This is a genomic window from Lentzea sp. (genome assembly GCF_035525475.1).
Taxonomy (GTDB): domain Bacteria; phylum Actinomycetota; class Actinomycetes; order Mycobacteriales; family Pseudonocardiaceae; genus Lentzea.
Genome location: NZ_DATLEC010000005.1, coordinates 1 through 18,034, shown reverse-complemented (window position 1 = coordinate 18,034; position 18,034 = coordinate 1). Strand labels below are relative to the sequence as shown.

Below are 18,034 nucleotides of genomic sequence, written 5' to 3'. Positions count from 1 at the left end.
TCAACGGCGAACGCGGCCCAGCAGGTGTGCTGCGACACGGGCGGCGGCCGCGTCGGCGGTGGCGATGCACGCCGGCACGCCCACGCCGTGCAGGGTGGCGCCCGCCACCGCGAGGCCCGGCACGTCGGCGATGCCGCGTTCGATGGTGTCCACCAGGTCGACGTGGCCGACGCCGTACTGCGGCAGCCCTCCGCCCCAGCGCTGCACCACGGAGTCGATCGGCGCGACCTTGACGCCGGTGAGCTCGTGCAGGTCGTTGCGCACGGCCTTGACGAGGTCCGCGTCGCTGCGCTGCAGGAGCGCCGTCTCGCCGTGTCGCCCGACCGAGCCGCGCAGGATGACCGGCTCGCCGTAGTGGGACCACTTGCGGCTCGAGAACGTGAAAGCCTTGGCGGTGAACGGGGTGATGCGGTCCGAGTACCGCTCCCCCTCCGCGATCAGGACGCCGGAGCGGTCCGGCAGTTCGGTGCCCGGCGGCAGCGCGAGCGCGACGACGGCCATCGAGGCGACCTCGACCTTGCCGTACGCGGCGGAGACCTGCGGCGCGATCTCGTGCAGCAGCTTGCGCGCGGACGGCGCCGGGACCGCGAGCACGACGCCGTCGCACTCCAGGTACTCCGGGGTCGCGGCAGAGCCGATCTCCAGCCGCCAGCCGCTGCCGAGCCACGACAGCACGCGGACCGGCAGGCCCAGGCGGACCTCGGGCCTCGCGACCTCGGCGAGCCTGTCGACGAGCGACTGCACGCCGCCGGCGAGCGACGCGAACACCGGCGGACGCGCGGCGCGCGGCTGCGGCGGCGCGGGCATCATCATCGCGGCGGCCGCGAGCAGTGAGCCGACGCCCTTGTCCAGCAGCGTCGCGATCTGCGGCATCGTGGCGCGCAGGCCGAGCTCGTCCGCGCGGCCCGCGTAGACCCCGCCCAGCAGCGGGCCGACCAGGCGGTCGGCGATCTCGGGGCCGAACCTGTCCTTCATCAGCGCGCCGACCGCGACGTCCCCGCCGCCCAGGTCGACGGGCGGCAGCGTCGGTTCCATCTCGACCCGCAGCGCGCCCTCGGACGACAGCATGTGCCGCACGCTCTCGACGCTCGCCGGGACGCCCATGAACGTGTGCGCGGGCAGCTGGTGCGTGCGCCCGGCCGCGTGCACGGAGGCCTTCGCGGCCGTCGGGTGCACGACCTGGTCGCGCAGGCCGATCTCGTTGATCAGCTCCTGCGCCTCGGGCTTGCGGTGCAGGAACGCCTCGGCGCCCACGTCGAACCGCACGCCGCCGAGCTCCGTCGTGCGCAGCTTGCCGCCGAGGCGGTCGGACTGCTCGACGACGGTGATCCTGGCCTCCGGCCCGAGCAGCACCCTCAGCCGGTGCGCGGCGGCGAGCCCGGAGACGCCTCCCCCGACGATGGCAACGTGCGGCGCTCTTGCGTGCATTACAAGCTGTGGATCAGTTCGACGGTCCGGGTGATGACCTCCGGATCGGTGTCGGGCAGGACACCGTGGCCGAGGTTGAAGATGTGGCCCGCGGCGACCTTGCCCTCGGCGTGGATGCGGCGCACCTCGCGTTCGACGGCCTCGAAGCCCGCGAAGAACAGCGCGGGGTCGAGGTTTCCCTGCACGACCGGCTTCGGCAGCTCGGGAGCGGCCTTCTCCAGGCGCTCGACCGCCACGTCCAGCGGGATGCGCCAGTCGACGCCCACGACGTCCGCGCCGGCCTCGCGCATCGCGGGCAGCAACTCGCCCGTGCCGACGCCGAAGTGGATGCGCGGCACCGTCGTGATGGTCTCCAGCACGCGCTTCGAGTGCGGCAGCACGAACTCGCGGTAGTCGCGCTCGGACAGCGCGCCCGCCCACGAGTCGAACAGCTGGACCGCCTGGACGCCCGCGTCGAGCTGGGCGTGCAGGAACGCCGCCGTGATGTCGGCGATCCTCGCGAGCAGCGCGTGCCACAGCTCGGGGTTGCCGTGCATGAGCGCCTTGGTGCGCTCGTGGTTCTTGCTCGGCCCGCCCTCGACGAGGTAGGAGGCGAGCGTGAACGGCGCGCCCGCGAACCCGATCAGGGCGACGTCCCGCGGGAGTTCCTTGAGCAGCAACCCGATCGCGTCGGCGACCGGCTGGACCTGCTCGGCGTGCAGCGCCGGGAGCGCCTTCACGTCGTCGAGCGTCCTGACCGGGTTCGCGACCACGGGACCGGTGCCCGCGACGATGTCGAGGTCGACACCGGCGGCCTTGAGCGGCACCACGATGTCGGAGAAGAGGATGGCGCCGTCGACGCCGTGCCGCCGGACCGGCTGCATGGTGATCTCGCGGACCATCTCGGGGTCCATGCACGCGTCGAGCATCGCGGTGCCCTGGCGGAGGGCCCGATACTCGGGCAGCGACCGTCCCGCCTGCCTCATGAACCAGACAGGGGTGTGCGACGGGGTGCCGCCACTTGCGGCCACGAGAAGGGGGGCTTGTGCGCTCATATCTCTTTCATGGTCCCACGTCCCGGCGTGCCGCCATCACTCGGCCGGATTGCGAGGCATACAGTCAGTTGTGTGACCGAGCCGGAAATCTTCCGCCGGGCGGTGGGGACGCTCAAGTCGGTTCGCCACAGGCCCGAGATCGAACTCACCGAGGTTCGCCCACCGCAGCGGCTGGCCCCGTGGGCCTACGCGCTGACGGCTGAGGTCACCGGTCCGTCGGACGAGCTGTCGACAGGAAGACTCGTGCTGCTGCACGACCCGGACGGCGACGAGGCGTGGGGCGGTGTCCTGCGCGTCGTGGCGTACGTGCGCGTCGAACTGGACCACGAGCTCGCCTCCGACCCGCTGCTGCCCGAGGTCGGGTGGTCGTGGCTGACCGAGGCGCTGGAGCAGTCGGGGGCGGGCTTCACCGCGCTGGGCGGGACCGTGACGCAGACGTCGTCCGCGCGGTTCGGCGACATCGCCGGTCCGGCGCGCACCGACGACCTGGAGCTGCGCGCGTCGTGGACCGCGCTCGACGGGGAGCTCGCCGAGCACGGCACCGCGTTCTACGAGCTGATGGCGACCGCCGTGGGCCTGCCGCCCGTCGGCGTCACCATGTTCGGCCAGCGCTCCTGACCCGCTGATATCCAATGTATCGCTTGACTTCGCCCTGCCCTGACCTGTGCAACGAGTCATTTGCGGTCGACCGCAAATGACTCGTTGCTAGGGAATCCTGTTGCAAAAGCGCAGGTCAGACGGCGGGTATCAGCTGTCGGCGTCGTGCAGCACGCGCAGAACGTTCGCGCCGGCGAGCTTCGTGCAGTCGTCCTCGGACCAGCCGCGGTCGAGCAGCGCGCCGATGAGGTTCGGGTAGGTCGAGACGTCCTCCAGGCCCTCCGGGAGCGCCTGGACGCCGTCGTAGTCGCCGCCGAGACCGATGTGGTCGATGCCGACGACCTCGCGCGCGTGCTCGACGTGGGCGACGACGTCGTCGAGCGTCGCGGTCGGCGCCGGGTTGCCGACGGCCCACTTCTCGCCGAACACCTTGCGGGCGTCGAGATCGGCGTGGTTCTCCCCCGCGGCAGCCATGGCTTCACGAAGGGCTGCGTCCCATTCAGCGAACCGGGGCGACACGAAGCTCGGAACGAATGTGATCATGGCCACACCGCCGTTGGACCTCAGCTCGACCAGGACGTCGTCCGGGACGTTGCGCGGGTGGTCCGCGACGTGGCGGCACGACGAGTGGCTGAAGATGACGGGCTTGACACTCGTCTCGAGCGCGGCGTGCATCGTGCTGGGCGCGACGTGGCTCAGGTCGACGAGCATGCCGATCCGGTTCATCTCGCGCACGACGTCGCGGCCGAACTCGGTCAACCCGCCGTGTTCCGGCTGGTCGGTGGCACTGTCGGCCCACGGCGTGTTGTCGTTGTGGGTCAGCGTCATGTACCGGACGCCCAGGCGGCGCAGTGCGCGCAGGACGCCGAGTGAAGAGTTGATGGAATGTCCGCCCTCGGCGCCGATGAGGGACGCGACACGCCCGGATGCGAAAACTTTTTCGGCTTCGGCGGCGGTCGTCGCGACGCCGAGGTGGTCGGAGTACCGCTCCGCCAGCTCGTAGACCAGCTCGACCTGCTCCAGGACGGCGGTCACCGCTCCGTCCCCGGCGAGCTTCGTGGGGATCCAGACGGACCAGAACTGCATCCCCAGACCGCCCTCGCGCATTTTCACGACGTCGGTGTGCAGGCTGGGATGGCGTTCGGTGAGATCGATCCTCGCGGCGGTCGAGTAGACGTCCTCACTGGTTCCGTCGCCGAGCTCCCGCAGTGCCCAGGGAAGGTCGTTGTGGCCGTCGACGAGCGGTACGCGCTGCAGCAACGCCCGGGCTTTCTCGCGGCCTGCACTTGTCGGCACAACCAACTCCTAGATGTCGTTCCGAGAGGGACTCGCGTTACGCCCCCTATCTAGTTGTCATCCAATCGTGTGACAGATAGGGCCATCTGTCACAACCCGATAGGGATAGATACCCGATTGATCGTCCCGTAGACCCGCATGGGCGGCTACGCTGCCCCAGACGACACCACTTTCGGTCGATCAGTGGCGCGGCTGATTGGACGAAAGTCTCCGGTGCCGGTCGGGGGGCACGACCGACTCCAGGGAGGTAGTGACGTGGCTGCCGTCGGCTTAGGTCAGGCCGTTCGTACCACGCCAGCCGGCTCGTTGCCGGCGAACATGGTCCCGCACCCGCGGGAAGAGCTTTTTTCAGTGCTGGTGGTCGACGACCACCCACTGCTGAGGGAGGCGATATCAGCCCGGCTCACCCAGATGGGAGCCGGGACAGTGCATGAGGCCGCATCGGTGGCGGAGGCTCGGGCGCGGGCACTCGCAACCGGACCGTGCGACCTCGCGATCCTCGATCTGGGCCTGCCGGATGGCACCGGCATCGACCTGGTCACGGAACTCCGTGCCCAGGGCTGGCCCCGCATCGTGGTCCTCGCATCCTCCGACGACCCCTACGCGGTCAGGTCGGCCTTCCAGGCGGGCGCCCAGGCGTACCTCCTGAAGTCCGCCTCTCCGATGGTGGTCACGGACGGGGTGCGCAGGGTCCTCGACGGCGGCGTTTACGCAGATCCGAGCGTGGCACCAGTACTCGCAGCGGGTACTCGGGTGCCGGGCACGGACAACACGCCGCGGGAACTCTCCGCGCGTGAGGTCGAGGTGCTCCAGCTGGTCGCCGATGGCCAGAGCAACAAGGAAATCGGCGAGGCTCTGAGCTTGTCCGCGTTGACGGTGAAGTCTCACCTGTCGCGGATCGGCCGGAAGCTGGGCACAGGAGATCGCGCTCAGATGGTCGCGCTGGCAATGCGTGCCGGCGTGATCCGTTAGATACCGGTTTGAGGCACTGAACCGGCCGAGAACACCTGTGGGTGGTGCGATCGTCGTAGGGTCTTCCGCTGTGGATGTACCCGCCGACGAGCCAACCGCACCAACCGGACCAGATCCGGTACCGCTGACGGAACCTGCTGATGGGGTCCCGCCCGTGGTCGCCGATCCTGCTGCGCTCCGGCGAGCCGCTGACGCGCTCGCCGGGGCGAAGGGCCCGGTCGCGGTGGACACCGAGCGCGCCTCGGGCTACCGCTACTCACAGCGTGCCTATCTGGTGCAACTGCGCCGGGAAGGCGCCGGCACGTGGTTGGTCGACCCGATCGCCCTGGGCGGACGGCTCGACCCGCTGGTGCAGGCCCTGGATGGCACTGAGTGGGTGTTGCACGCGGCGTCTCAGGACCTGCCGTGCCTCGCCGAACTCGGGCTGCGACCCGGCGTGCTGTTCGACACCGAGCTGGCGGGCAGGCTGGCTGGATTCGAGCGCGTCGCACTGGGCACGCTGGTGGAACGGCTACTCGGTTACAGGCTCGAGAAGGGGCACGGCGCGGCCGACTGGTCGCGCCGGCCCCTTCCCGCCGACTGGCTGACGTACGCCGCCCTCGACGTGGAGCTGCTCGTGCAGCTGCGCGACGTCCTCGAAGCCGAGCTGGAGCGCCAGGGCAAGCTCGCCTGGGCGCTCGAGGAGTTCGAGGCGGTCCGGACGGCACCGTTGCCGCGTCCCCGCACCGACCCGTGGAGGCGTACGTCGGGTATCCACCGCGTGCGCAACCAGCGGCAGCTGGCTCTCGTGCGTGCGCTGTGGGAAGCCCGCGACACCGTGGCCCGCGAACGCGACATCGCCCCCGGCCGAGTCCTCCCGGACTCCGCCCTGATGGAGGCAGCCGCCCGCAACCCCGCTTCGGAAGCGGAACTGCTCGCCCTTCCCGTCTTCCGCGGCCGCTCCCAGCGCCGCATGTCCGGTGTGTGGATGAACGCCGTGCGCAAGGCGGCGGCCCTGTCCAAGTCGGAGCTCCCCGAGCCCGCGGGCCAGCACGACGGCCCGCCCCCGCCCAACCGCTGGGGCGACAAGGACCCGGACGCCGCGGCCCGCCTGGCAGCGGCCAGGGCGGCGCTGACGGCCATCGCCGAGGCGAACACCCTGCCGGTGGAGAACCTCCTGCTGCCCGACCTCGTGCGCCGCACGTGCTGGCAGCCGCCGGCCGACCTCTCGCCCGAGTCCGTGGCCGCCGTGCTGCGCGAGGGCGGAGCGCGGTCGTGGCAGATCGAGCTCACCCTCGAAGGCCTGGCGAAGGCTCTGACGGCGACTGCTCCACCGCCCGCCGGCTGATATCCGATATATCAATCGCGAGCTGCGCGTTGAGGACGATGTCGTCAACGCGCAGCCTCCAAGTTCGATTTGTTTTGACATCCGATATACCAGTCGAATTGCGCACAGCTGTCACGTCGGCGTGATCACGCCCGGCAGCTGATCTCCATGCCGTCCTCCACCGGGAAAGCGACGCTGACGTACCCGTTCGCCGGCTCCCGCACATAAGCGAGGTAATCGGCCATCGACTTCTGGTCGATGTCATCGGCGACGACGAGCGCACCGGGTGCCAACCGGGGTTCGAGGTCGCGCAGCACCGGAAGGCAGAGCTCCTTCCAGCCGTCGAGCAGGACGAGCCCGATCGGCCCCTTCAGGTCCGCCAGCGTGCGCCGTGCATCGCCAGGCAGGATCGTCGCGACACTCCCGAGTCCCGCCTCGTCGAGGTTCCTCCGAGCGGCGGCGACCTTCTCGGCCGACATCTCGGTGCCGTAGACGTGTCCCCGGCCGTTGTCGGCGACGGCGGCAGCCAGGTAGAGCGTCGAGATGCCGAACGACGTGCCGAACTCGACGACGGTCTCGGGACGACTGGACCGCACCAGCCCGTAGAGGAGATCCCCTCCGCGAGCGGAGATGGGCATGTAGACGCCGGCCAGCGCATCGGCGCGTTCCTGCGCGCCAGCCGACCGCAGCTCGTCCCAGGGCGCTTCGAAGGTGTCATCGGATGTGGCGGCGTCGAAGAGCCGGTCGAGGACCGTGCGGACCCGCGGTGCGTGCAAGGTGATCGTCATGACGGCTAGATTAGACGCAACGTTGCGTCTATTCTAGCCCTGGCTAAGGTACGCCCCAGGAGGTGGCGATGGGGAGCACCGCGCATCGCGGGAACCGGCACGGACGCAGCGAGGAAGCGCGGCAGGCGGTGCTGGAGGCGGCCGACGACCTGCTGGCCGAACGCGGGTTCGCCGGCGTGACGATCGAGGGCATCGCCGCACGGGCGGGCGTCGCGAAGCAGACGATCTACCGCTGGTGGCCGTCCAAGGTCGACGTCCTGCTGGAGGCGTTCACCGAGGACATGGCCCAGCACCTGACGCCGGACGACCACGGCGACCTCGGCACCGACCTGCGCACCCACCTCGGGCGCCTCGCGGAGTTCCTCACCGCCTCCGACCCCGGCGCGGTCTTCCGCGCCCTCACCGGCCAGGCCCAGCACGACCCCCAGCTCGCGGGCAGGCTCCGCGACGAGCACCTGAGCAGCCAGCGCGCCCGCGACCGCCTCCCCCTCGATCGCGCGATCGACCGCGGCGACCTGCCCGGCGACCTCGACGTCGACACCGCGCTGGACCAGCTCGTCGGCCCCGTCTACTACCGCGTCCTGGTCACCGGCACTCCCGTCACCCGCCAGTTCACCGACGACCTCGTCGCGGCCTTCCTGCACCGCCACACCGGGCCGGCATGATCAGCACGGCCCGGCTGGACCTGCTCCCGCTGCGACCCGAGCACGCCGCGGAGATGGCCGGGGTCCTGGCCGACCCGGCGCTGCACGCGTTCATCGGCGGCACCCCGCACACGCCGGAAGCCCTCCGCGCCCGCTACGAACGGCTGGCCGCGGGCTCCCCCGACCCGGCCCAGCGCTGGCTGAACTGGGTGATCCGCCTCCGCGACGAGGACTGCCTCACCGGCACCGTCCAGGCGACGATCACCGGCGAGGTGGCCGAGATCGCCTGGGTCGTCGGCACGCCGTGGCAGGGTCGCGGCATCGCGAGTGAGGCCGCGCGAGGCCTCGTCGGCTGGCTCGGCACCCAGGCGGTGCGCACGGTCCTGGCGCACGTCCACCCCGGCCACCACGCGTCCGCCGCCGTCGCCACCTCCGCCGGGCTGACCGCCACCGGTGAGCTGCACGACGGCGAGGTGCGCTGGCAACGGCGGCTTTGACAGTTGCCGATGCGAAATACCGGCCTCCCCTGCCGGACATATGCCCTCCGAGGAGCAGTCCGTCCCCGAGGAGAGGCCTCCGTTGACAAGAAATCTCCCCCTCGCCGTGGTCAGCCTCGTGCTGGCCACAGCACTCGCCGGTGCCACACCGGCCGCCGCGACCACCGCCGGCGTCACCCCCGCCCTGCCCGGCGAGCAGCACTGGATCACCCTGGTCACCGGCGACCAGGTGCTGACCGACGACAAGGGCAGGCCCACCGAGTTCAGGGCCGCACCCGGTCGTGAGCACGTCGTGGTCTCCACGAGAGAAGACGGCGAGCACCTCTACGCCGTCCCCGCCGACGTCGAACCGTTGATCACCGAGGGCAGGCTCGACCGGCGCCTGTTCGACCTCGCCCTGCTCAGCAAGCCCGAGTACACCCGGCGCAAGGGTCTCGGCCTGCTCGTGTCCGGTGGCGCCGGTCTCACAGGGGCGCGGAAGTTCTCGCGCATCGGCGTCGACGCCGTCACCGTGACCGCCGGGAACGCGGCCACCGCGTGGCAGGCGCTGTCGGCGAACCGCAGCGCGAACACCACCATCTGGCTCGACGCCGCGCACAAGGCCGCGCTCGATCGCAGCACCGCGCAGATCAGCGCACCGCAGGCGTGGCAGGCCGGGTTCGACGGCAAGGGCGTGAAGATCGCCGTGCTCGACACCGGGGTCGACAACACGCACCCGGACCTCGCCACCCAGGAGATCGCGGAGAAGAACTTCAGCGAGTCCCCCGACAACACCGACCGCGTCGGGCACGGCACGCACGTCGCGTCGATCGCGGCCGGCACCGGGGCGAAGTCGGGCGGCAGGTTCAGGGGCGTCGCGCCCGGCGCGCGCATCCTCGACGGCAAGGTGCTGGGCGACGACGGTTCCGGCTACGAGTCCGGGATCCTCGCGGGCATCGAGTGGGCCGTCGAGCAGCAGGCGGACGTCGTCAACATGAGCCTCGGCGGCGACGACAGCCCGTTTCTCGATCCCATGGAAATCTTGATCAACCGGCTCTCGCAGGAGACCGGCACGCTGTTCGTCGTCGCGTCGGGCAACGCCGGCCCGAACACCGTCGGCTCGCCCGGCAGCGCGGACGCAGCACTCACCGTCGGTGCCGTGGACCGCGACGACAGGCTCGCTTCGTTCTCCAGCACCGGTCCCCGCACCGGCGACGGCGCGATCAAGCCCGACATCACCGCGCCCGGCGTCGAGATCGGCGCGGCCGCGGCGGCGGGCAGCACTCTCGGCGAGACGCGGCCCGAGCCGGCCGAGGGCTACATCTCGCTGAGCGGCACGTCGATGGCCACCCCGCACGTCGCGGGCGCCGCGGCGATCCTGGCCCAGGCGCACCCGGACTGGCGCGGCGACCAGATCAAGGCCGCGCTGATGGCGAGCGCGAAGCCGGGCGCCCACACGGCGTTCGAGCAGGGCGCGGGCCGCGCGGACGTCGCCAAGGCGATCGAGCAGACCGTCACGTCGAACTCGGTGTCGTTCGGAACGGCGTTGTGGCCGCACCACGACGACGTCCCGATCGCACGCGATGTCGTCTACCGCAACGAGAGCGACCAGCCCGTCACTCTCGCGCTGAAAGTCGGCACGGCCGCGCCGCAGGGCTTCTTCACGCTGAAGGACGCGACTCTCACCGTGCCCGCGCACGGCACCGCGACCACGACGCTGACCGCCGACACGAAGCTCGGCGGCGACACGTCCGGCACCTTCAGCGCCTACGTCACCGCGAGCGGCGGCGGCCAGTCCGTCGTCACTCCCGCGGCCGTGACCCGCGAGGCCGAGCGCTACACGCTGACCGTCAAGGTGATCGGCCGTGACGGCAAGCCCGCCGCGGACTGGGGCGCGAGCCTGCAGGGCGTCACCGAGGACGCCACGGGCGCGTTCGCCGGTCTCGGCACGGGCCTCGAGTCCCTGCGCGTGGCCAAGGGCCGCTACCTGCTCAACGGCCACCAGTGGGCCGGCCGCGGCACCCCGGACGCGAACTACAACTGGTTCAACGGCACGAACATCGACGTCCACGCCGACACCACGATCACGCTCGACGCCCGCCAGGCCAAGCCCGTCGACATCGGCCTGCCCGGCACACCCGCCGAACGCCACGCCTACATCCGGGTCGGCCACGAGATGCCGTCGATGGAGTACGGCTTCGGGCTGCTCGGCGTGCCCCTCGACGTCCTCGGCATCGCGCACGTCGGTCCCGAGGGCAGGTCCGGTGAGATGAACGAGCTCCTCGTCGCCTCCTACACCGGTACCGACCGAGAGGAGTTCCACGTCGTCGACCAGTCCACGACGCTCACGAAGTTCTGGACGGGCTACCGCAAGCAGCTCAAGGCCAAGGACCTCGTCATCGTCGAGGCCTCAGCCGGCGCGACCGCCGCGGGACGCACGGGCTACGTGCACGCACTGGCCGCCGTCGGCGACAGCCCGGTGTTCGGTGTCGCGTTCGGACACGCCCTGCCGCACGCCAGGAAGCTCCACCTCCACTCCCCCACGAACACCTGGAGCCTCCGCTTCGAGCAGGACAACGGTGACGTCACCGAAGCGTGGTGGAACGCGGAGGACGAGAAGTTCAAGCCGGGCAAGACCTACCGGAAGACGTTCAACACCGGCGTCTTCGGTCCCGCGCTGTCGAACGAACGCCGCGTCGGCCTCTACCGCGACGGCGACATCCTGTTCGGCAGCCTGCCGTTCTTCGCCGACGGCCACGGCCGCACCGGCGGTTCGGTGGTGGACTCGGGATCGACGGTGCTGGAACTGGGCGGCAAGGTCGTCGACTCGACCGACCGCCCGCTGGACCTCGAGACGTTCTTCTCACTGCCCGAGGGACGCGGTCGCTACGAGCTGACCACCACCGCGAACCGGTCGGGCGTCGCGGCGATCAGCACCTCGGTCACCACGACGTGGGGCTTCGACTCGGCCACGACCGACGGCGTCGCGCAGGTGCCGTTGTCGATGGTCAGGTTCACGCCGGAGATCGGGCTCGACGGAACCCTGCCCGCGCACCGGTTCCAGCGCATCCCGCTGACCGTCCAAGGTGGACCGGCGAGGTCTCTCACGACGCAGGTCTCCTACGACAAGGGCCGCACGTGGCAGAAGACGTGGGTCGTGGGCGACTCGATGTTCGTGCTCAACCCGGGCAAGGGCGGCAGCGTCTCGCTGCGGGCCGCGCTCGTGGGCAGGGGCGGTGACTCGGTCACTCAGACCGTGATCGACGCCTACCTGACGAAGTAGAGCGAGAACCGCGATGCGTCCAGGCGCATCGCGGTTTCCCTCAACGGCTGGGGAACGCCTCGTCGTAGATCGAACGCAGCCCCGGCTCGTCCGGACCGCTGTACCCGCAGCCCATGACACGCATCTCTGACGCCGCGACCAGGTACTTCCCGCCGACCTCCGGCCCGAGCCCCGCCAGCACGGGCGCGGTGGCGGTGTTCCTGACCTCGACCAGGTCGGCCTCGCCGAGCCAGGCGCGCTGCACCTGCACCGTCACGACGTTGCCCTCGATCCGCAGCACCGTGCCCTCGAACGCCATCTGCGCGCTCTCCTTCAACACCGCGGCCTCCGGCGCCCGGCACCGGACCTCCGGGTCCACCGGTGTCTCCGTCAGCACGGCGACGGTGGTCTTGCGGCCGGCCGGCGAACTGGTGGTGACGGGCGGCGGAGTCGTCGACGTCTTCGTGCCGGGCACGGGCTGACCGCTCGTCGTCGGACGTCCACCACTGCTGTCGGGCAACCCCGGCCCGTTCTCCAGGCCCGGCTGCGTCGACGACGGCAACGCGACCGGCGGGCTCGGCTCCCGATCAGCCTCTCCTCCGGTCAGCACGAGGGCTCCGGCGGCCACCGCGACCACGGCCGCCGCGCCGACCAGCACCGGCAGCCTCCGCGAGGAGAACCGCGGCGCGACAGGACGGTCGAGCCCGGCCACGAGCCGTCGCCTCTCGTCCTCGGGCAATGGACGCAGCGAGGCAGCGGGGTCGGCGCGACGCATCCGGTCGCGCAGTTCGTCATCCGTCACGGCCGCTCCCCCTCCGCCTGCTCGTCCAGCAGGGACTTCAACCTCTTGCGCGCCCGGTGCAGCCGGATGCTGACCGCGTTGGCGCTCATCCCGACGACCTGGGCGATCTCGGCGGGCCCCAGTTCCTCCCACGCCCAGAGCCGCATCAGCTCGGCGTCCGCGGAGGACAGCCGTGCGAGCGCTCCGGCGAGCCCGGGATCCGGGTCATCCCGCGCGGGCGCGTGCTCGGGTGGTCTGGCCAGCTGCCAGATCCGCACCAGCAACCGGTCCTGACGGCGCCGCGCCCGCTCGGCGTTGGCGAGGCAGTTGCGCGCCACGGCGTACGCCCACGCCAACGGCTCGGCCGGCATCTCGTCGCGCCGCCGCCACGCCACCAGCAGCGTCTCGGACAGCACGTCGTCCGCGGTCGCGGCATCGGTCCGGCGCGCCAGGTACCGGCGCAGCGGCTCGATCAGCTCCTGCGCGACGGCCTCGAAGCCCGTCTGGCGCGGTTCCACGTCCACCTGCTCCACCCCGGGACATGTCCGGCAGGACGCCCGCTCTTTCACCTCGCCACGACACCTTTGCAACGAGTCTTTTGCGGACGAAGTCAAAAGAGTCGTTGCCAAGCCGCAGGCAGACGGTATCGCTGAACTGATATATCGGCCGATATATCAGTTCAGAGCGCACTACCAGGGGTTTCGTTCGCCTTGGGAGGCGCAGGGGGCGCCATCAAGTCGCGCGACACCTCGACGTGCGCAAGGCGTCGCACCGCCTTGAGCACCTCGTCGCCGATCAGGGTGCCGACGACCATCCCCTCGATGATGTCGTCACGTGAACCGCGGTGAGCGATGTAGTCGAGGTCGGCCTTCGCGATGATCTTCAGCCCCTCCAGGTAGGAGTCGAGCAGATCCTGGAAGTGGTCGTGGCCGACCGAGCGGGCGGCGGACAGGGCGGCCGCGAGCATGAGCGTCACGTTGCTCGCGGCGATGTCGAAGCCCTCCAGCCCGCCGTGCCGTTCGCAGAAGGCCTGCACGTCCTTGACCGCGAGCGGGTCGAGCTCGACCGGGCTCGGCTGGCTGATGGCTTCCTGCACGGCGCCGAGCTTGTTGTGCAGCGAGTCGTCACGCGTGTCGACGGCGGTGAGCACCCCGCGCACGGTCGCGATGGAGAGGCCGCCGACGTCCACCAGCGCACGCACCAGCCGCAGCCTGCGCAGGTGCTCGTCGTCGTAGTGGGCCTGGTTCGGGCTGGTCAGCACGCCGGCGGGCAGCAGTCCCTCACGCAGGTAGTACTTGATCGTCGGCACCGGAACGCCGCTTCTCTTCGAAAGCTCGCCAACACGCATACGGATAGTGTAGCTTTCGGATAGTAGAGAGTGTCGCTATCCATACAGGGGGGTTCCGAGATGCTTCGCACGTGGCACCGGCCGTTAATGGTCTTCGGTTCGTTGATGGTGCTGCTGGTCCTGGTCGCGCTCGTCGGGCTGCTCGTCGACGACCGGACGGTGGTCAACTCGCCGATCTGGCTCAAGCCGCTCAAGTTCGCCGTGTCGCTGGCGCTCTACTCGTTCACGCTGGCGTGGCTGCTCACGTTCCTGAAGCGGTTCCAGCGCGTCGGGTGGTGGACCGGCACCGTTCTCGCGGCGGCCGGGGCCGGGGAGATGGTCGTGATCGTCGGTCAGGTCATCCGGGGCAAGCGCAGCCACTTCAACTTCGAGACGCCGCTCGACGGCGCGCTGTTCTCGATCATGGGTGTGACCATCGTCGTGCTGTGGGTGACCCACGCGGTCGTCGCGGTGCTGCTGTGGCGCACCAAGATCGAGAACGAGGCGTTGTCGTGGTCGATCCGGCTCGGGCTCGTGATCTCGTTCCTGGGTCTCGGCGTCGGCTTCCTGATGACGCAACCGAAGCCCGGCCAGGCCCTTGACGGCGGCACGCTCGGCTCGCACACGGTCGGCGCGCCCGACGGCGGCGCCTACATGGCGCTCACCGGGTGGAGCACCGAGCACGGCGACCTGCGGGTGGGCCACTTCGTCGGCATGCACGCGGTGCAGGTGCTGCCGGTGATCATCGCGCTGCTCGGCCACCGCGCCAACGCGAAGATCGCGTGGGTCACCAGCGGCTCGTTCCTGGGGATCTTCCTTCTCGTCACCTGGCAGGCGTTGCGCGGCCAGTCCCTCGTCCACCCCGACAGCACGACGTTGCTCGTGCTCGCCGGAATCGTCGTCGCGACCGCGCTGGGACTGGTGTGGGCGCGTGAACCGAAGAAGGAGCTCGTTCCCGCATGACCGCCACCCTGTTCGACCTGACGTTCCTGGTCGCCGCGCCGTTCTGGGCGCTCATGATCTTCGCGCCGAAGTGGTCGTGGACGAAGCGGATCGCCGAGTCGTACCTGATCGTCCTGCCACCGGTCGTGATCTACGTCGTGCTGCTGGTCCCGGACCTGTTCGAGGTGCTGCCGCTGGTCACACGGCCGGAGATCGGACCGCTGGCGGAGTACCTGGCCACGGACACCGGCACGGCGCTGGTGTGGGCGCACATGCTCGCGTGGGACCTGTTCGTCGGGCGCTGGATGTACCTGGAGGGGCGCCGGCTGGACGTCCACCCGCTGCTGATGGCACCCGTTCTGGTGATCACGATCCTGCTGGCCCCGGTCGGGTTGCCGCTGTTCCTCGTGATCCGCAAGGTGTGTGACACAAAGAACAGGGCCGCCACAGTGGTTACCGGCCAGTAACTAGGGCTAGAGTTGGCGTTACCGACCGGTAGGGATGTCGCGCTCCCCTGCCGGAGTGGACAGAGTTGTCACCACAAGTGAGGAGACGCCGTGGCCGCACCAGCAGCGCCGGCACGCGTTCGGAACGTGGTCTTCGTCGACGGCGTCCGCACGCCGTTCGGCAAGGCCGGCCCCAAGGGGATTTTCGCCGAGACCCGTGCCGACGACCTTATCGTGAAGGTCATCCGTGAGCTGCTGCGCAGGCACCCCGAGCTGCCGCCGGAGCGCGTCGACGAGGTCGCCATCGCCGCGACCACGCAGACCGGTGACCAGGGCCTGACGATCGGCCGGACCGCGGCACTGCTCGCGGGCCTGCCGAAGTCGGTGCCCGGCTACGCCATCGACCGCATGTGCGCGGGCGCGATGACCGCCGTCACCACGGCGGCGAGCGGCATCGCGTTCGGCGCCTACGACGTCGTGATCGCCGGTGGCGTCGAGCACATGGGCCGCCACCCGATGGGCGAGGGCGTCGACCCGAACCCGCGCTTCCTGTCGGACAAGATCGTCGACCCGAGCGCGCTGGTCATGGGCCAGACCGCCGAGAACCTGCACGACAGGTTCCCGGAGATCACCAAGGACCGCGCGGACGCCTACGCCGCCGCCTCGCAGGCGAAGTACGCGGCCGCGGTGGCCGCGGGCAAGATCGGCCCCGAGCTGGTGCCGGTCGCGACCCGCTCCGCGGAGAACGGCTGGGGCCTCGCGACGGCCGACGAGCCGCCGCGTCCCGGCACCACGGTCGAGGACCTCGGCAAGCTCAAGACTCCGTTCCGCCCGCACGGCCGGGTCACCGCGGGCAACGCGGCCGGTCTGAACGACGGCGCGACCGGCGCGATCCTGGCCGAGGAGGAGACCGCGCGCGAGCTCGGCCTGCCGATCGGCATGCGCCTGGTGGGCTACGCGTTCCAGGGCGTCGACCCGTCGGTCATGGGCGTCGGCCCGGTGCCCGCCACCGAGCGCGCGTTGTCCCGCGCGGGTCTGTCCATCGAGGACATCGGCCTGTTCGAGATCAACGAGGCGTTCGCCGTGCAGGTGCTGGCGTTCCTCGACCACTTCAAGATCGCCGACGACGACCCGCGCGTGAACCAGTGGGGCGGCGCGATCGCGACCGGCCACCCGCTGGCGTCGAGCGGCGTCCGGCTGATGACGCAGCTGTCGCGTCAGTTCGCCGAGCGTCCGGACGTCCGTTACGGCCTCACCACCATGTGCATCGGCATCGGCATGGGTGGCACGGTCATCTGGGAGAACCCGAACTGGAGCGGCAAGTGACCATCACCGCTGAGGAAGCAAAGGCGATCTTCCCCGACGAGGTCGTCACCCACGCCAAGACGCGTCTGATCACCGTTCCCGGCCTCGACAGGCCGGTCGCGTTCATCACGATCGACAACGGCCTGGACCACACCCGTCCGTCGACGTTCGGCCCGCAGTCGCTCGTCTCGCTCGGCGCGGCGTTCGACGAGGCCTACGCCGCGTCGCCGGCCGCCATCGCGGTGACCGGCAAGCCGTTCATCTTCGCCGTCGGTGCGGACCTGACCGCCGTCGAGCAGGCAACGGACCGCTCGCAGGGCGTGGCCATCGGCAAGCTGGGCCACGAGGTCTTCAAGAAGTTCACCGACTCGGACGTCCCGACCTTCGCCTTCGTCAACGGCGCGGTCATGGGCGGTGGCCTCGAGCTCGCGCTGTCGTGCCACTACCGCACGCTCGCGTCGAACGCGGCCGCGATCGCGCTGCCCGAGGTGTTCCTGGGCCTGTTCCCGGGCTGGGGCGGCACGCAGCTGCTGCCGAACCTGATCGGCGCCAACGACGCCGTGACGGTGATCTTCGAGAACGCGCTGAACCAGAACAAGATGCTCAAGCCCGCCGAGGCGCTGAAGCTGGGCATCGCGGACGTGCTGTTCGACTCCGCCGACTACCTGGAGCAGTCGCTGCTGTGGCTGTCCCAGGTCGTGCGCGGTGAGATCACGGTGCCGCGCAAGGAGATCGACCGCGGCGAGGCGTGGGACGCCGCCGTCGCGCGTGCCAAGGGCATCGTCCACGGCAAGACCAAGGGCGCGGCGCCCGGCGCGGCGAAGGCGCTGGAGCTGCTGGAGCTGGCGCGCGAGAACGACCTCGACAAGGGCTACGCCGCCGAGACCGAGGGCCTCGCGGACCTCGTGATGAGCGACGAGCTGCGCGCGGGCCTGTACTCGTTCAACCTGGTGCAGAAGCGCGCGAAGCGCCCGGCCGGCGCGCCGGACAAGTCGCTGGCGCGCAAGGTCACCAAGGTCGGCGTCGTCGGCGCGGGCCTGATGGCCTCGCAGATGGCGCTGCTGTTCATCCGCCGCCTGCACGTGCCGGTCGTGCTGACCGACATCGACCAGGCGCGCGTGGACAAGGGCGTCGGCTATGTCCACGCCGAGGTCGACAAGCTCGCGGGCAAGGGCCGGATCTCGCCGGACGAGGCCAACCGCCTCAAGGCCCTGGTCTCCGGCTCCCTGGACAAGGCCGCGTTCGCGGACGCCGACTTCGTCATCGAGGCCGTGTTCGAGGACCTGGGCGTGAAGCAGCAGGTGTTCGCCGAGGTCGAGGAGCACGTCTCCCCCGAGGCGATCCTCGCCACGAACACGTCGTCGCTGTCCATCACGGACATGGCGTCGAAGCTCAAGCACCCCGAGCGCGTCGTGGGCTTCCACTTCTTC

At 70.4% G+C, this 18,034-nt stretch carries 17 protein-coding genes; 10 read left to right on the top strand and 7 right to left on the bottom strand.

Annotated elements, in window-relative coordinates; translation table 11 throughout:
* Together hemG and hemE are read right to left on the bottom strand one after the other, a co-directional pair.
* Positions 1-1,428: a protoporphyrinogen oxidase gene (gene hemG / locus VM306_RS00605; RefSeq protein ID WP_325510168.1), complete on the bottom strand. Its 1,428-nt coding sequence runs from the start codon at positions 1,426-1,428 to the stop codon at positions 1-3.
* The gene (gene hemE / locus VM306_RS00600) at positions 1,428-2,462 is read right to left on the bottom strand and encodes a uroporphyrinogen decarboxylase (RefSeq protein ID WP_325510166.1); all 1,035 of its coding nucleotides are present in this window, start codon (positions 2,460-2,462) and stop codon (positions 1,428-1,430) included. Before hemE ends, hemG begins: the two co-directional genes overlap by 1 nt.
* Before the next feature lie 72 nt (positions 2,463-2,534).
* On the opposite strand from hemE, the gene VM306_RS00595 reads away from it, so the two are divergent.
* Entirely contained in the window at positions 2,535-3,080 is a 546-nt protein-coding gene (locus tag VM306_RS00595; protein ID WP_325510164.1) for a DUF3000 domain-containing protein, read from the top strand.
* A gap of 129 nt (positions 3,081-3,209) precedes the next feature.
* On the opposite strand, the gene VM306_RS00590 is transcribed toward VM306_RS00595, so the two are convergent.
* On the bottom strand, positions 3,210-4,355 hold the full coding sequence (locus tag VM306_RS00590) for a dipeptidase (RefSeq protein WP_325510162.1): 1,146 nt from the start codon (positions 4,353-4,355) through the stop codon (positions 3,210-3,212).
* Positions 4,356-4,673: 318 nt separating this feature from the next.
* On the opposite strand from VM306_RS00590, the gene VM306_RS00585 reads away from it, so the two are divergent.
* Together VM306_RS00585 and VM306_RS00580 are read left to right on the top strand one after the other, a co-directional pair.
* Complete coding sequence (locus VM306_RS00585) at positions 4,674-5,327, top strand: response regulator (RefSeq protein WP_181320591.1); 654 nt, start codon at positions 4,674-4,676, stop codon at positions 5,325-5,327.
* Between the two features lie 70 nt (positions 5,328-5,397).
* A complete protein-coding gene (locus VM306_RS00580; RefSeq protein ID WP_325510160.1) occupies positions 5,398-6,654 on the top strand; it encodes a ribonuclease D in 1,257 nt (418 codons plus the stop codon).
* Between the two features lie 125 nt (positions 6,655-6,779).
* Here the strand turns inward: VM306_RS00580 and VM306_RS00575 are convergent, their stop codons facing one another.
* Positions 6,780-7,421, bottom strand: a complete 642-nt coding sequence (locus VM306_RS00575) for an O-methyltransferase (protein ID WP_325510158.1) — start codon at positions 7,419-7,421, stop codon at positions 6,780-6,782.
* A 68-nt stretch (positions 7,422-7,489) separates the two neighbouring features.
* On the opposite strand from VM306_RS00575, the gene VM306_RS00570 reads away from it, so the two are divergent.
* The 3 genes from VM306_RS00570 (at position 7,490) to VM306_RS00560 (ending at position 11,824) form a co-directional block, all read left to right on the top strand.
* A complete protein-coding gene (locus VM306_RS00570; RefSeq protein WP_325510156.1) occupies positions 7,490-8,086 on the top strand; it encodes a TetR/AcrR family transcriptional regulator in 597 nt (198 codons plus the stop codon).
* Complete coding sequence (locus VM306_RS00565) at positions 8,083-8,562, top strand: GNAT family N-acetyltransferase (RefSeq protein WP_325510154.1); 480 nt, start codon at positions 8,083-8,085, stop codon at positions 8,560-8,562. The genes VM306_RS00570 and VM306_RS00565 overlap by 4 nt, the downstream gene beginning before the upstream one ends.
* Positions 8,563-8,644: 82 nt before the next feature.
* On the top strand, positions 8,645-11,824 hold the full coding sequence (locus tag VM306_RS00560) for a S8 family serine peptidase (RefSeq protein ID WP_325510152.1): 3,180 nt from the start codon (positions 8,645-8,647) through the stop codon (positions 11,822-11,824).
* A 40-nt stretch (positions 11,825-11,864) separates the two neighbouring features.
* On the opposite strand, the gene VM306_RS00555 is transcribed toward VM306_RS00560, so the two are convergent.
* The 3 genes from VM306_RS00555 to VM306_RS00545 form a co-directional block, all read right to left on the bottom strand.
* The gene (locus tag VM306_RS00555; RefSeq protein ID WP_325510150.1) at positions 11,865-12,605 is read right to left on the bottom strand and encodes a hypothetical protein; all 741 of its coding nucleotides are present in this window, start codon (positions 12,603-12,605) and stop codon (positions 11,865-11,867) included.
* Positions 12,602-13,108 (bottom strand): sigma-70 family RNA polymerase sigma factor, encoded by a 507-nt coding sequence (locus tag VM306_RS00550; protein ID WP_325510148.1) that lies wholly within the window; start codon positions 13,106-13,108, stop codon positions 12,602-12,604. Before VM306_RS00550 ends, VM306_RS00555 begins: the two co-directional genes overlap by 4 nt.
* A gap of 155 nt (positions 13,109-13,263) precedes the next feature.
* Positions 13,264-13,932, bottom strand: a complete 669-nt coding sequence (locus VM306_RS00545) for a MerR family transcriptional regulator (RefSeq protein WP_325510146.1) — start codon at positions 13,930-13,932, stop codon at positions 13,264-13,266.
* 105 nt (positions 13,933-14,037) lie between these two features.
* On the opposite strand from VM306_RS00545, the gene VM306_RS00540 reads away from it, so the two are divergent.
* The 4 genes from VM306_RS00540 to VM306_RS00525 form a co-directional block, all read left to right on the top strand.
* Complete coding sequence (locus tag VM306_RS00540) at positions 14,038-14,874, top strand: hypothetical protein (protein WP_325510144.1); 837 nt, start codon at positions 14,038-14,040, stop codon at positions 14,872-14,874.
* Positions 14,871-15,320 (top strand): ABA4-like family protein, encoded by a 450-nt coding sequence (locus VM306_RS00535; RefSeq protein WP_325510142.1) that lies wholly within the window; start codon positions 14,871-14,873, stop codon positions 15,318-15,320. The genes VM306_RS00540 and VM306_RS00535 overlap by 4 nt, the downstream gene beginning before the upstream one ends.
* Before the next feature lie 90 nt (positions 15,321-15,410).
* A complete protein-coding gene (locus VM306_RS00530; protein ID WP_325510140.1) occupies positions 15,411-16,625 on the top strand; it encodes an acetyl-CoA C-acyltransferase in 1,215 nt (404 codons plus the stop codon).
* The coding region (locus tag VM306_RS00525) for a 3-hydroxyacyl-CoA dehydrogenase NAD-binding domain-containing protein (RefSeq protein WP_325510138.1) at positions 16,622-18,034 on the top strand (1,413 nt) is incomplete at its 3' end. The genes VM306_RS00530 and VM306_RS00525, both read left to right, overlap by 4 nt.

Coding starts and splice junctions, on each gene's coding strand:
- VM306_RS00575 (WP_325510158.1), bottom strand. CDS start 7,421: ATGACGATCACCTTGCACGCACCGCGGGTCCGCACGGTCCTCGACCGG.
- VM306_RS00540 (WP_325510144.1), top strand. CDS start 14,038: ATGGTGCTGCTGGTCCTGGTCGCGCTCGTCGGGCTGCTCGTCGACGAC.
- VM306_RS00585 (WP_181320591.1), top strand. CDS start 4,674: ATGGTCCCGCACCCGCGGGAAGAGCTTTTTTCAGTGCTGGTGGTCGAC.
- VM306_RS00565 (WP_325510154.1), top strand. CDS start 8,083: ATGATCAGCACGGCCCGGCTGGACCTGCTCCCGCTGCGACCCGAGCAC.
- VM306_RS00570 (WP_325510156.1), top strand. CDS start 7,490: ATGGGGAGCACCGCGCATCGCGGGAACCGGCACGGACGCAGCGAGGAA.
- VM306_RS00535 (WP_325510142.1), top strand. CDS start 14,871: ATGACCGCCACCCTGTTCGACCTGACGTTCCTGGTCGCCGCGCCGTTC.
- hemE (WP_325510166.1), bottom strand. CDS start 2,462: ATGAGCGCACAAGCCCCCCTTCTCGTGGCCGCAAGTGGCGGCACCCCG.
- VM306_RS00545 (WP_325510146.1), bottom strand. CDS start 13,932: ATGCGTGTTGGCGAGCTTTCGAAGAGAAGCGGCGTTCCGGTGCCGACG.
- hemG (WP_325510168.1), bottom strand. CDS start 1,428: ATGCACGCAAGAGCGCCGCACGTTGCCATCGTCGGGGGAGGCGTCTCC.